Source organism: Klebsiella sp. CN_Kp106 (assembly GCF_040064575.1).
GTDB classification, from domain to species: Bacteria; Pseudomonadota; Gammaproteobacteria; order Enterobacterales; family Enterobacteriaceae; genus Klebsiella; species Klebsiella michiganensis.
Genome location: NZ_JBEAIG010000069.1, coordinates 153,563 through 167,684 on the forward strand (window position 1 = coordinate 153,563; position 14,122 = coordinate 167,684).

The 14,122-nt window shown below is 54.7% G+C and carries 13 protein-coding genes; 1 reads left to right on the forward strand and 12 read right to left on the reverse strand.

Going from position 1 to position 14,122, the window contains the following annotated elements:
- Positions 1-130 precede the first annotated feature (130 nt).
- A complete protein-coding gene (gene rnz / locus ABLU96_RS24160; RefSeq protein WP_049101585.1) occupies positions 131-1,051 on the forward strand; it encodes a ribonuclease Z in 921 nt (306 codons plus the stop codon).
- Positions 1,052-1,097: 46 nt separating this feature from the next.
- On the opposite strand, the gene ABLU96_RS24165 is transcribed toward rnz, so the two are convergent.
- The 12 genes from ABLU96_RS24165 to nuoJ form a co-directional block, all read right to left on the reverse strand.
- Entirely contained in the window at positions 1,098-1,628 is a 531-nt protein-coding gene (locus ABLU96_RS24165) for a tyrosine-type recombinase/integrase (protein WP_025106684.1), read from the reverse strand.
- 33 nt (positions 1,629-1,661) lie between these two features.
- The gene (locus tag ABLU96_RS24170) at positions 1,662-2,171 is read right to left on the reverse strand and encodes a fimbrial protein (protein ID WP_025106683.1); all 510 of its coding nucleotides are present in this window, start codon (positions 2,169-2,171) and stop codon (positions 1,662-1,664) included.
- A 12-nt stretch (positions 2,172-2,183) separates the two neighbouring features.
- Positions 2,184-3,224: a fimbrial protein gene (locus tag ABLU96_RS24175; protein WP_049083351.1), complete on the reverse strand. Its 1,041-nt coding sequence runs from the start codon at positions 3,222-3,224 to the stop codon at positions 2,184-2,186.
- 19 nt (positions 3,225-3,243) lie between these two features.
- Complete coding sequence (locus tag ABLU96_RS24180) at positions 3,244-5,793, reverse strand: fimbria/pilus outer membrane usher protein (protein WP_064404431.1); 2,550 nt, start codon at positions 5,791-5,793, stop codon at positions 3,244-3,246.
- Positions 5,794-5,823: 30 nt separating this feature from the next.
- On the reverse strand, positions 5,824-6,486 hold the full coding sequence (locus ABLU96_RS24185) for a molecular chaperone (protein ID WP_064404429.1): 663 nt from the start codon (positions 6,484-6,486) through the stop codon (positions 5,824-5,826).
- Between the two features lie 62 nt (positions 6,487-6,548).
- Entirely contained in the window at positions 6,549-7,085 is a 537-nt protein-coding gene (locus ABLU96_RS24190) for a fimbrial protein (RefSeq protein ID WP_014230249.1), read from the reverse strand.
- A gap of 425 nt (positions 7,086-7,510) precedes the next feature.
- On the reverse strand, positions 7,511-8,062 hold the full coding sequence (locus ABLU96_RS24195; RefSeq protein ID WP_025106679.1) for a tyrosine-type DNA invertase: 552 nt from the start codon (positions 8,060-8,062) through the stop codon (positions 7,511-7,513).
- A gap of 201 nt (positions 8,063-8,263) precedes the next feature.
- Positions 8,264-9,721 carry an NADH-quinone oxidoreductase subunit NuoN gene (nuoN, locus tag ABLU96_RS24200; RefSeq protein WP_004852828.1) on the reverse strand — a complete coding sequence of 486 codons (1,458 nt, stop codon included), beginning with the start codon at positions 9,719-9,721 and terminating at the stop codon, positions 8,264-8,266.
- A 6-nt stretch (positions 9,722-9,727) separates the two neighbouring features.
- Positions 9,728-11,257: an NADH-quinone oxidoreductase subunit M gene (gene nuoM / locus ABLU96_RS24205; RefSeq protein ID WP_004104059.1), complete on the reverse strand. Its 1,530-nt coding sequence runs from the start codon at positions 11,255-11,257 to the stop codon at positions 9,728-9,730.
- Between the two features lie 163 nt (positions 11,258-11,420).
- Complete coding sequence (gene nuoL / locus ABLU96_RS24210; protein ID WP_014230251.1) at positions 11,421-13,262, reverse strand: NADH-quinone oxidoreductase subunit L; 1,842 nt, start codon at positions 13,260-13,262, stop codon at positions 11,421-11,423.
- On the reverse strand, positions 13,259-13,561 hold the full coding sequence (nuoK, locus tag ABLU96_RS24215) for an NADH-quinone oxidoreductase subunit NuoK (RefSeq protein WP_004104062.1): 303 nt from the start codon (positions 13,559-13,561) through the stop codon (positions 13,259-13,261). Before nuoK ends, nuoL begins: the two co-directional genes overlap by 4 nt.
- Positions 13,558-14,112: an NADH-quinone oxidoreductase subunit J gene (nuoJ, locus tag ABLU96_RS24220; RefSeq protein ID WP_014230252.1), complete on the reverse strand. Its 555-nt coding sequence runs from the start codon at positions 14,110-14,112 to the stop codon at positions 13,558-13,560. Before nuoJ ends, nuoK begins: the two co-directional genes overlap by 4 nt.
- Between the last annotated feature and the right edge of the window lie 10 nt (positions 14,113-14,122).

Below are 14,122 nucleotides of genomic sequence, written 5' to 3' on the forward strand. Positions count from 1 at the left end.
CCAGCGAGCTAATCCCCAGGAGCTTACATGAGTAAGTGACTGGGGTGAACGAGTGCAGCCAACACACATGCAACTTGAAGTATGACGGGTATACTTTGTTTTTTGACTCACGCCCTAAGGACACTGGACGATGGAATTACTCTTTTTGGGGACATCCGCTGGCGTGCCTACCCGTACGCGTAATATGACGTCGATAGTGCTGAATTTGCAACAGCCAACAATGGCTGAGATGTGGCTGTTCGACTGCGGGGAGGGAACTCAGCATCAGTTTCTGCGTACCCCTTATCATCCCGGCAAGCTGAATAAGATTTTTATTACGCATTTACATGGCGATCATCTCTTCGGTCTCCCCGGCCTGCTGTGCAGCCGCTCGATGCAGGGTAATTCTCTGCCGCTGACGCTGTACGGACCGAAAGGACTTAAAGCGTTCGTGGAAACCGCACTGCGCCTCAGCGGTTCCTGGACCGATTACCCGCTGACGATTATCGAAGTCGGGCCGGGACTGGTGCTCGATGAAGCCGGCTTCCGGGTCACCGCCTGGCCGCTCAACCACCCGGTCGAATGCTACGGCTATCGTATCGAACAGCATGATAAGCCGGGCACCCTTGACGCCGCGCAGCTTATCGCCGAAGGCGTGCCTCCCGGTCCGTTATTTCAGCGCTTAAAACAGGGATTAACGATTGAGCTGGAAGATGGACGGCGGATTGACGGCAGCCGCTACCTCGGCCCGGCAACGCCGGGTAAGAAGATGGCTATTTTCGGCGATACCGCCCCCTGCGAGGCGGCGCGGGAGCTGGCCTGCGGCGTGGATGTCATGGTTCACGAGGTGACGCTCGAACAGGCGATGGCGGAAAAAGCGAACAGCCGCGGGCATTCAACCAGCCAGCAAACGGCGGCGCTGGCGCGCGACGCGGGCGTCGGCACGCTTATCGCCACCCACTTTAGCTCTCGCTATGACGCTGAAGGCTGCCAGCGTCTGCTGGCAGAGTGCAGAGAGATATTTCCGTCCACCGTGCTGGCGGAAGATTTCATGGCGTATAGCGTAGAATAAAAAAGCGGCGTACCGCGGCAGAGAGACGCCGCGAATACGCCAGCCATTACTCTTCAGCATAGCTGTTATAACGCAGAATAGATTTTAAATTGCGATAGCCCAGGTAATCCTGGATCGAGTCGTCATCAATTCCTTTTTTTCCCAGCTCATAGCCGCACGCGTGGCGCAGCATCCTGGGATGAATATTTTGCTTCAGCTTCGCCAGCTCGCAGCACTCGCGAATAATTTGATAAAAACGCTGGCGCGTCATCTGATTGCCCCGGGAAGAGATAAACAGCAAATCGTTATGAGCCGGGTAACACTCTCTGGCCAGTAGCCAGCGCTGTAATGAGATAATTTCTTTGGGTTGTAAGGGATGATACCCAGAGATACCGTGACGCGCCCGGCGAATATAAACCCGTTTTCGCGACAGGTCGACATCCCGCAAGGTCAAGGCGGTAATTTCGTTAATCCGACAACCGTGCAAAAAACACATCTGGATCATGCAGCTATTTCTTTCCGGGTGCGCACAATAATGTGCAGCAAGTACCAGACGCTCAACGTCCTTGACGCTAAGATATTCCGTATCTACCTGCATACGTTATTCCTTTTCATCCATTTGACTATAAAATTACTGATAGGTAAATGTCAGCTGTACAATAGACTCAAATTTACCCACCGTTGCTCCACCCCGGGTTGAATATAAACGGGCAGCCAGCGGAAATACGCCTTTCCCGGTACTGCCGTCGATAGCAATACTCATCTGGTCCTGATTTTTATAAAGAGTAGAGTGATCGCTACTGGTGATTTGCAGTGCGATATTCTGCGCCGCATCGCTGGCGGCCATATTGGCAAAATGTCTGGCATCATCAACGTCGATAACGCCGTCAAATTTTACCGTTGCTTTTGTTGTCCCCGCCGGGCAGTTTTCGACATTCAGGTAAAAGGATTTCCACTCTGAAGCGTTGCCGGCCGTTTGAAAGTCAATATTCAGGAGCGGGCCAAAATTAACCTCTTGATACTTCGTGTCGGTACTGACGTCACAGGGGAGATAATAAATATTGCCGGTAATATTCAAAGGGATCCCGCCCGAGGATGAAAAAACAGGCAGCAATAATGCCAGCCATAGCGTCTTTTTCATTATCTACTCCTGCTATTCAATTTCTGCCTGAATGGTTGCCGTAGCGGTAAAGCCTCCGCCGCTGGGTAAATTCCCGGTGGTATTAATCGGATAAATTTTCATAGTGGTGTCCCCGGTCTGACTCGGGTAATTAAAATTGACCGGCAGCAGACCTGAAATGACCGGTATTTTGACGCCGGTAATATTTTCAATGCGCACCGCAATATCGCGATTGGTGGTCGCCAGCGCAGTGCTATCGTTAGTATCCGCCATTCCCTGGAACGACAGCGCGATTTTTACCCCGGCGGAAATATTGGTACAGGCCACCGTCATATTAACAACATGTGGAGAGAAGCCCTTCGGCATCTGGCCCGCGGTTTTAAAATGGTTGGCGGCAATATCCTCAAAATCAATATTAATCGCTTTACCGGTATTAATCTCGCAGGACTGCGGAACCGTTACCGACCCGCTCATTGAAATTTGCGTCAGGGGGATACCGCTGTAGCTGCCCGTTTTTCGCGTCCCGTAAACACTCAGGATAACCGTCGGAGGGATCGTCACCTGGCCAACAAAAGGCCGGGTAAAATAAAGCGAAATATATCCCAGTGACCCTGTGTCAAAAATGGAGCCGCCGGGATTACAGGCAAAACCTTGATTATTCTGATTACTCTTATCCTCAATCGGCGTAGGAATATACTTATTCACGCCCCCTGCAATAAATAACTCGGTGGCAATTTCCAGGTATTTATTTAGCTGGTAATAATTTAATCCGTTGCGGCTTTGCGTCGCGGTAAGGCCTGGCACCGTGGCTTTAAAATACGTCACCCCGCTGGCGTTATCACAGTCACACTTTGCCTTGTAGGTTCCCCCGGTACTCCAGTGGTACAAACGGGAAAACTCCATTCCGGCCTGATTTTGTGAGGGATTAGTAAAGCTTTCAATAAATGAAAAGCTGTCCTGAAAAGGCGCCCCGCCATTACCGGTATTCTGACACCACCCGGTTGCCGCCATCGCCTGCGGCGAGATCGCCAGCGCCGTCAGGCCCGCTAATATTCCCCATGAAAATCGTTTCATTGTCTCTGCATCCTTTCGATTATCGGCATTGCGCCTGGGCCACAATAATGCCGGTAAGTTCTTTTGCTGACGGCAGCGCATAGTGGATCTGGCAGCGGTCTTGCGTCCCGGAGCCCCACTTCACGTTGAGTACGCCGTTAGATTCCAGTCCGGTCAGGTAGACCTGTCCGCCATCGCCAACGATAAACGCCTGCTCAGAGGATGCCGCCCCGGGGACGCTGACCATGGCCCCGAAAGGCAGGGGTTGCCCGTTCTCCAGGCGTACCGTCATCAGTACCCGGTTACCCACGCTGGTGGCATAATTTGCGCGAACCACCGCCCCACGGGTAGGCACGACCGTCTGCGTCGCCAACTCGAGGTCGACATCGTCCGGCATCGTTGTGGTATCGAGCGTCAGGATATTCTTACGATACGGCGAGGCGTAAGGCACGACGGTATACCCTCTCCAGTCGGTTCTGACCCCTGTCTGGCTATTCACGCCGACGCCGGCGGCGCCGGGCGCCTTGATGAGAGCGACGGTTTCGCCGAAAGGCTGCCCCAGCGTCAGGCCGTTTTCATGTACCAGCGCTCCGCCGCGCAGGGCGTAGTTCAGCCGATGGCTGTATTTATCATGGCTGTAGCCGCCGGTAAGTTCAGCATAGGTTGCACGCCAGTCCGCATTGACGCTGCCGCTCTCCCCTCTTCCCTGGCTGGTGTAGCCTTCCTGCACGCTCCAGCTCAGGTTATTACGCTCCAGCAAGGTGCCGGAGAGGCCCAGATTGTTGCTTGTGGAGCCATTTTTGCTGCTGTTCAGGGAGTAGTTGGCATAAACCGGCTTCGGTAGCCATTCCCCCAAAGGCACGCTGATGCTCAGGGCAAAAAGGTGGTCTTCATCATTACGCTTACCGGTGTTCTGGTCGGTCGTATTGCGGTTATAGCTGTAGTTCATGCTATAGCTGATGCCGCGCCAGCTATTGTTGTATCCGACGCCCACTGACTCCATAGTGCGGCCGGTATTCCAGTAATCTTCGCGAATATAGCTCAGCGACAGCGACCCCATTTCTTCTCCAAGGCTCTGGCTGATCGTCACCTCCCCGCGGTTGCGCCTCCGTTCAATAGAAGGCGTGTAGTTGTCATCCCGATAGGTATCCAGCACTTCCTGCATATCCCAGTAACCGCTGGTCGCATAGCGATATCCCGCCAGGCTTACGTTAGTCCCCAGGCCCGGGAGGTCTTTGCTGTAACGCAGACGTACCGACTGCCCGCTCTCTTTATCTTTATCCTGTCGGGTCGACCAGGCCTGGATGATATCGGTCGATACGGCGCCCAGTTCACCGAGGTTTTTCCCCATTCCCAGCGCCACCGACTGGTACTTACTGCTAAACTGGCCGCCGCCGTACAGGGTTAACCCCCAGGGCAAGCCGTAGATTGCCGTCGCCTGCGTGAGGGGCGTTTCGTCAATGCTGTTGTCGTAGGCGCGATACACGCCGGAGGTCATGCTATATTTCAGCCGCCCTTCGCGCTGCAGGACAGGGAGCGAAGCGTAAGGTACGATCAGGTTCTGCTCGCTGCCGTCCGCCTCTTTGATGGTGACGGCTAAATCACCCGAGCCGCCGGTCGGGTACATATCGGTGATTTCAAAAGCGCCAGGCGCGACGTAGGTCTGGTAAATCTCATAGCCGTTCTGGCGAATAATGACCTGAGCATTAGTGCGCGCAATCCCGCGAACGACGGGCGCGTAGCCGCGCAGGCTTTCCGGCAGCATATCGTCATCGGAAGCCAGCATCGCCCCGCGAAAGGGAACACCCTCAAAAACGTCGGCGTCCGTGCTGCTATCGCCCAGCGTCATCACCCCCTGTAGCGATTTGATGTTGCGCTGCGCATAGGTATAAACCGTGTCCCAACTATTACTGGACTCTCCCCCGCTGCTGCTGCGCGACCAGGTCGTGTAGTTACGTAAACGCCACGGCCCGACGTTGATACCGGGGCGCAGGTTAACGTATTGATTATCGCTGTCCGGCGTATCGTTCTGACGTGACCAGTTATTTGCCCCGCTAAAGGAGTAATTCAGCAGGATCGCCGGCACCCCCTCATCCCACTGTTTCGGATCCACCCAGCCGCGGGCGGCGCTGGTCACCGCCGCCTGCGGGAAGCTCAATAGCAGGCGCTGCTGGCTGAAGCGAAAATCAGATTTTGCCTGCGGTATCACGCTGATATCCGCGCAGCCGGGCGATCTGCGGCCCAGCTCTGGAAATTGGGAGACGCGCACGCCCCATTCGGCCAAATCGTCTACCGTCAGGCAAGGCTGTAATTCCGTTATTCCCGGCCCTTTGCTCTGCTGAAAAACCACATCGCGGGTGTCCATAAAAACATTATTAAGATAAATATCTACCCGATAGGTCCCCGGCAGCTGTCCGCCAGCCTGCTCGTAAGCGGATAAATCCCTGACGCCCGTATGCGGGCCGTCCATTTCCAACAGGGCCGGGTTAAAAACCTCCCGCGCCAGAACATCTTCACACAGCGGTAGCAGCGCAACGGCCAGAGCGCCGGCTATCCGGTTAAGCCGCCATTTATTATGATTATTTTTCATTTTCCCTGGAACTCCCTGGCCTGAAAGCCTTTACAAATTCACGTGGTGCAGCGCGCCGGTACCGCCATAATCGTTAATCAGTTTCCACTGCAAAGCGCCCGCGCTGACGCCCGGCAGTTGAAAGCGCGCCGTTTCCCCCGGCCCCACCCAATTGGCCTCTTTAACTTCGGCGCCCGCCACTTTGACCTCGGCAAAATTCATATAAAAGGCGGTGGGATTCATGACCTGTAGCGTATTGCCGCTGCGCGTCCAGCGAAGCTGCTCCGTCACCATCTCCGGCGTTCCTTCAATGGATTTAGGTCGATAAATTAATTTGATGCGCGTTTTGATAGCGATCTGTAGGGTATTGGCGCCGGCTTTAGCCTGCGAGGAGGGAATCGCTTTGATGTTCATCCAGAACATACTTTCTTTATTTTCCGGTAAGCCGCCGCTGTAAATTACCCGCAGTCGGGTTTGCTGCTCGCCCTCAAGGCGAAATAAAGGCGGCGTTAACAGAAAAGGGGCTGCGCCCTTATTACTTTCAACCCAGCTTTGAATGAGATAAGGCGTAGCATCATTATTAGTTACGCTCAGTGAGGACTCTTTTTTACCGCCGGGATAAATCAGACGAGTACCGCCGGTCACCACGCCCGCATGCGCCGCAGCGCCGACCAACAGCCATCCAGCTATTAGCACTTTCAGGTATTTTTGCATCTCCAGCTCCCTGGAAAAGCGAGCCACATAGGGCTCGCTAACACTGTCATTTAGACGGAAAATTAGTTATAGCTGATGGTAAAGTTGGCTGTACCGTCAGCTTTACCCGCAACGATAGTGCTTTCAGTCTGGATATAACGGACGCGGAACGGCAGATCGATATTGCCGGTAGCGGGGATGGTCAGGCTGGCAGAACGCGTATAGAGCGGCAGCGTCGCGTTGCTGCTGGCGTCAACCAGCTGCAGGGCCACGCCTTCGGCAACGGCAGGATCGGTACCCGCTCCGGTCAGCTGCAGTTTATCATTATCACCGTTGACGTTAGCGCCGGAGAACAGTACCGATGCTTTGGTGACGGTAGTCGGGCAGTTTTCCAGTTTAATCGCGAAATTCTGTTCAGCCGCAGTAGACCCCGTACCGCTAAACGCGGTCTTGGCAATCTGCCCCATCTGAACTTCCAGCGGGTTGGACAGGTCGTTCACCACGTCGCAGCCCGCATCGATAATATCGCCGATAAACTTCACCTGACCGTCATCCGCCAGCGCAGCACCAGAGAACGCCGCGCAACCGGCGACAACAGCAGCAAGTAATGTTTTTTTCATGATTTATCCTTTTCAATGCAGTCGATGCATTAACTTATAAGCGCAATACCCTGCGCATCCTTTTATTTACGTTTGATATTAATAACGCAACAAAACATTGACCCATGAAATGGATATAATATTTTGAAGTGGTCATTATGTATCAATATGACCACTTCAATTAATTAGAATATAAATTGCCAGGGAAGGCGTTTTTGATTTCATATTTATCAGGAAAAATCCCAATAAACACGATAAAAAGCTAAAGAATGAGAGGCGGAACAAACCATACATAAAGCCAATTAAAACAATTAAAAAATAAATGACACCTATACTTAATATAACTATATGAAAATAATAGTAAAAAATATTGTTAATCATAAATTGACATTGTTACTACCTGTGGATAGCATAGGAGTCAGTTTGATACAAAATGACTATTCCGTTTACCAAACTTCTCTAAACCTCGCATCGTTACTGGCTGTATAGATAACCGTGTGCTGAATATTCCGGTGTCCAAGAAAGTCCTGAATTAATCGCGTATCCACCCCCTTATTAGCCAGCGCGAAACCGCATGCGTGGCGCAGCATATGCGGATGCGCGTTGATTTCCAGCTGGGCGACGAGGCTCAGGTTCTTCATCATCTGGTATATTCTCTGCCGGGATAAAGGCTGGCCATTTCGTGACAGAAAGAGCCAGCCAGAATTATTTCCGGGATAATTATCACGCACGCGCAGCCATTCGTTGAGTACCTTTACCTCTTGTTTATAAATAGGATGAGTGGTTGAAAAGCCGTTCTTCAGTCGACGAATATAAATGACCCCGCTTTGAATATCGATATCAGAGAGCTTCCAGTGACGAATTTCGCTCACTCGACAACCATGATTAAAACACATCCACAGTAAACAGACATCGCGCTCCGGGTTTGCTCCCCGCCTGGCCGCTTCAACCAAACGCTGAACCTCCCCGACAGTCAAATGCTTACGTCTTGTTTTCATTCACTTTCTCCATCTACAAAACACAATAGCGTGCGTAGTAATAATAGTACGGAAAATAAGAGGATGAGTGGAAACGTAAAGTGAGATTAATATGATAAAAAGCATGAATAATACGAAAAAGAGTAAAGAAAGCGCCTGGCGCTTTTGCGTAGATAAAAAAAGGACCGCCGAAGCGATCCTTTTCTCTGGCTAAAGATAGCATTACATCAGCGGCGTAGCCAATTGTACGATGCTGATGAGCGGCTGCGGCCAAACGCCCAGCACCAGCACCAGCAGCGCGGAGATGAGCACCACGATGCCTCCGGCGCTGTACTGCCAGTTAGACGGCGCATCGCGATTCAGTTTCTCCGGCGCGCTCAGATAGAGGCTTACCGCCACGCGCAGGTAGTAGTAGAGGCCAATCGCTGAACCCACCACTACCGCGCCGACCAGCCACCACAGGTGCGCATGCACACCCACCGCCAGCACGTAGAACTTACCGATAAAGCCCAGCGTCATCGGAATACCGGCAAGAGACAGCATCATCACCGTCATTACCGCCGACAGAATCGGACGATGCCAGAACAGGCCACGGTAGGAGTAGAGCGAATCGGCATCCGGGCCGCGGTACGGGCTGGACATCAGGCTCACCACGCCGAACGCGCCGAGGCTGCTGAACAGGTACCCTGCCAGATAAACGCCCACCGCTTCCATCGACATCTCACCGCTCTGCAGAGCAATTAGCGCCACCAGCAGATAGCCAAGATGAGAAATGGAAGAGTAGCCGAGCAGACGTTTAATATTGGTCTGGCTCAGGGCCATCAGGTTCCCGAAGATAATCGAAGCAAAGGCGATCAGGCCCAGCACCACGCGTACCGCCTCGCTGTCGCCCACCGGCATATAGAGGAACAGGCGCATGACCACGCCAAAGATGGCGATTTTACTGGCGGTCGCCAGGAAGGTGGAAACCGGAGCAGGCGCGCCCTGGTATACGTCCGGCGTCCACAGATGGAACGGCACCAGCGACAGCTTAAAGCCGAGACCGACAATCATCAGACCGAGACCAGCCAGCAGCAGCGGCTCGTGCAGCATGCCATCCGTCAGGCTCTTACCGAGCGCCAGGAAGGAGAGGTTACCGGAGTTGGCATACACCAGCGCCATACCGAACAGCAGAAACGAAGAGGCAACGGCGGACAGAATCGTATATTTGATACTGGCTTCCAGCGAACGTTTCTGGCGGAAGGCGTAGCCCACCAGGCCGAACAGCGGCAGCGAAATCAGCTCAATGCCGAGGAACAGCGCTGCCAGATGGTTAGCGCCCGCCAGCAGAATACCGCCCAGCGCGGCGATCAGCACCAGAAGATAGAACTCTTCTTTGTTGTCCTTGTAACCCTCAAGCCACGGGTAGGCGAAAGTACAGGTGGCGAGGCTCGCCAGCAGCACCAGCCCGGTATAGAGCATCGCGTAACCGTCAACGCGAATCAGCGGCGTGACGTCCATCGCTCCGTTCTGACCCACGAACCAGAGTGATATCAGCGCGGCGTTCAGGCCGAGAACCGACAGCGTGGCATTGAGGAAATGATTGCGTCGCCACGCAATGGAGAGCATCACAACCACCACCGTCAAGCCGACGATCAGCAGCGGTAGCAGTGCGATCAGTTGTTGTGGAGTTATTGTCATGGCGAATTACGGCCTTGTAGTAGAAACAGAATTAACAAACCACTGCTGAATGTTGCTCATCGCAGAGTGCGAGGTGTCCAGAATCGGCTGCGGGAAGAAGCCCAGCAGCACCAGCAGAACGACCAGCAGCAGGATGATCGACAGTTCACGCAGGGACATTCCCGGCAACGCTTTCGCGGCGATTTCGCTTTTTGCTTTACCAAAGTACGCGCGATGCAGCATCGACAGCGAGTACACGGAAGCGAACACCAGACCAAAGGTCGAAATAACGGTAATCACCGGCACGGTTTTATAGCTGCCGAACAGAATCATAAATTCGCCGACGAAGTTACCGGTACCCGGCATCCCGAGGGTCGCGACCGCAAAGAACATCGACAGCGCAGGCAGCCACTTGATCTTGCTCCACAGACCGCCCATCTGACGCATATCGCGCGTATGCAGACGCTCGTAAAGCTGACCGCAAAGAATAAACAGGCCGGCAGCGGACAGACCGTGAGCAATCATCTGAATCACCGCGCCCTGATAAGCCAGCTGGCTGCCGGTGTAGATAGCAATCAGCACGAAGCCCATGTGGGAAACGGAGGTGTAAGCAATCAGACGCTTGATATCGTACTGGCTGAAGGCCATCCACGCGCCGTAGAAGATACCGATGACGCCCAGCCACATCGCGATGGGGGCAAATTCGGCGGAAGCGTTCGGGAACAGCGGCAGCGCAAAGCGCAGCAGGCCGTAGGCAGCGGTTTTCAACAGGATCCCCGCGAGGTCAACGGAACCCGCGGTCGGCGCCTGAGAGTGCGCATCCGGCAGCCAGCCGTGCAGCGGAACCACCGGCATTTTTACCGCGAAAGCGATAAAGAAGCCCAGCATCAGCAGGTATTCCACGCCGTGGGACATCGGCGTCTTCAGCAGCTCTTCATAGTTGAAGGTCCATACGCCGGTAGCGTTGAAGTGAACAAACGCCAGCGCCAGGATGGATATCAGCATCACCAGACCGCTCGCCTGGGTATAAATGAAGAACTTGGTTGCCGCCGTGATACGCGTTTTACCGTCGGAAGCCTTATGGCCCCACAGCGCGATCAGGAAGTACATCGGCACCAGCATCATTTCCCAGAAGAAGAAGAACAGGAACAGGTCGATAGCCAGGAATACGCCGATCACGCCGCCCAGGATCCACATCAGGTTAAGATGGAAAAACCCCTGATATTTCTCGATTTCGCGCCATGAACAGAGCACCGCCAGCACGCCGAGCAGCCCGGTCAGCACCACCATCAGCAGCGACAGACCGTCGATAGCCAGATGAATGCTAATCCCGAATCGCGGGATCCACGGCATCACGAATTCCGACTGCCACTGCGGAATACCGGTAGATTGCGTGAGAGAATAGCCGCCCTGCATCCACAACTGCAGGCCAAGCAGAAACGTCAATCCCATAGTGATCAGCGCGATCCAGCGCGGCATCTTCACGCCAAAGCGTTCAGTCTGCCAGCACAGGAAGCCGCCGATGAAGGGAATTAATATTAGCCAGGGTAATAACATGGCGATCTTTATTCCTTGTTAAAGTCCCGTTCAGGACCGATTTTCAACGAATTCTCACAGAAAATTCACTTCGGATTGCGGGTGTTATTGCCCGGCAGCGCTATGCTTGCCGGGCCTACTGCTTGTAAGTCGGGTTAACCGACAACGCCCACAATCCTCAAACTCAACGCAATACCATCAGCAGCGCCAGCACCACGACAGCGCCGATGCCCATAGAAGCCACATACCAGCGCAGATAGCCGTTCTCGCTCACCACCAGGCCTTTGCCTGCGAAGCGGGAAAGGATCGCCGGAATGTTCATCAGGGCATTCAGCGGGTCGCTCTTCAGCAACCACGCCACGCCGAGGAACGGCTTAACGAACACTTTGTCATACAGCCAGTCAAAGCCCCAGGCGTTGTACCACCAGGTACCGAGCAGACGACCCGGCGCGCTGTTGGCAATCGACGTCACCAGCGTGCGTTTACCCAGCCACAGCCAGGCGGCAATCAGAATACCGGCGATAGCAATCACCCCGGAGGCAATTTCCAGCGTCATGACGCGTCCGTGATCAAGCTCGGTGGTCTGCGGCAGTACGCCTTCCAGCGGCGGCACAATCAGCGCGCCAACGAAGGTCGAGAGCACCAGCAGCACAATCAGCGGCAGATGATGGGTAATCCCCTTCCCTGCGTGAGCGTGAATTTGTTCTTTGCCGTGGAACACGATGAAAATCATACGGAAGGTGTACAGGGAAGTCATAAACGCCCCGACCAGGCCGGCAACCATCAGATTCAGATGACCGTTCGCCATCGCGCCCGCCAGAATCTCATCCTTACTGAAGAAGCCTGCCGTCACCAGCGGCAGCGCGGACAGCGCCGCGCCCCCCACCAGGAAGCAGACGTATACCAGCGGAATAGACTTACGCAGGCCGCCCATCTTGAAGATATTCTGTTCGTGGTGGCAGGCCAGAATCACCGAACCGGACGACAGGAACAGCAGCGCTTTAAAGAACGCATGGGTCATCAGATGGAAAATCGCCGCATCCCACGCCTGCACGCCGAGCGCGAGGAACATGTAGCCAATCTGGCTCATGGTGGAATACGCGAGCACGCGTTTGATATCGGTCTGCACCAGCGCGGCGAAGCCTGCCAGCACCAGCGTTACCGCTCCGACGATACCCACCAGATGCAGAATTTCCGGGGTCATCAGGAACAGGCCATGGGTACGCGCAATCAGGTAGACACCGGCGGTCACCATGGTGGCGGCGTGGATCAGCGCGGAGACCGGGGTTGGACCGGCCATCGCGTCCGCAAGCCAGGTCTGCAACGGCAGCTGCGCAGATTTACCCACCGCGCCGCCCAGCAGCATCAGGGTTGCCCACCACAGCATGTTATTACCGGCCTCGAAGTGCGCAGGCGCCAGTTCGACCATTTCGCGGAAGTTCAGGGTGCCCAACTCGTTGTAGAGAATGAACAGCGCGAACGCCAGGAACACGTCGCCGACGCGGGTCACCACAAAGGCTTTCATCGCCGCCGCGCCGTTCTTCGGATCGGTGTAGTAGAAGCCGATCAGCAGATAGGAGCACAGGCCCACGCCTTCCCAGCCAAGATACATCAGCAGCAGGTTATCAGCGAGCACCAGAACCACCATGCTGGCGATAAACAGGTTGGTATAGGCGAAGAAGCGAGAGTAGCCCTCTTCGCCGCGCATGTACCAGGAGGCGAACATATGGATCAGGAAGCCGACGCCGGTCACCACGGACAGCATGGTCAGAGAGAGACCGTCCAGCACCAGGTTGAAGCCGACGTTGAAGTCGCCCACCGACATCCAGGTCCACAGCGGCACGCTGACCGCCTGTTTGCCGTTGGCGAAGAAGTCAACGCCGACAAACGCCGTGACCAGCGCCGCCAGGCCTACCGAGCCTACCCCCACGGTGGCGGATAAGTTTTCCGACCAGCGGCCGCGAGAGAAGGCCAGCAAAACAAAGCCAATCAATGGCAAAAGAATGGTTAAGGCAAGCATGTTCATCCGCGCAACTCACTTACTGAATCGATGTTCAGGTTCTGGCGACGACGATGGAGCTGCAGCAGCAGCGCCAGGCCGATACTCGCTTCCGCGGCGGCGAGGGTGATGGCGAGGATATACATTATCTGGCCATCGGTCTGGCCCCAGTAGCTCCCTGCAACCACGAAAGCCAGCGCCGCGGCATTGATCATGATCTCCAGGCTAATCAGCATAAACAGCAGATTGCGGCGGATGACCAGCCCCGTCAGGCCGAGGACAAACAGGACAGAGGCGAGGATCAGTCCATGTGTTAAGGGGATCATGCGTGTTCCTCCGTTTTTCTTTTATCGCTGTCGTTCGGACGGTTGCTCAGCACTTCCCCGACGCGCTCTTCACGGCCGATATGGAAGGCAACAACCAGGCCCGCGAGCAGCAGCATGGAGGCCAGCTCCACCGCCAGAACGTACGGACCAAACAGCGCAATACCGACCTCTTTGGCGTTAATCGCCGCGCCGTCGATACCCTGATCGTTAATACCAAGGATGGCGTAAACGATAACCACCAGCAGTACCGCTGCGAGAATGGCCGGACCGATCCAGATCCCAGGTTTCAGCCACTGGCGCTCCTGCTCGATTTCGCTGCCGCCCAGGTTGAGCATCATCACCACGAACACGAACAGCACCATGATGGCCCCGGCGTAGACGATAATTTCCAGCGCACCGGCGAAATAAGCCCCTAAGGAGAAGAACACCCCGGCGATCGCCAACAGCGAAATGATCAGGTACAGCAGCGCGTGCACCGGATTGGTGTGGGTGATCACCCGCAGGGTTGCGAGGATGGCTATCAGGCCACAGATATAAAAAGCGAATTCCATTGCCCTCTCC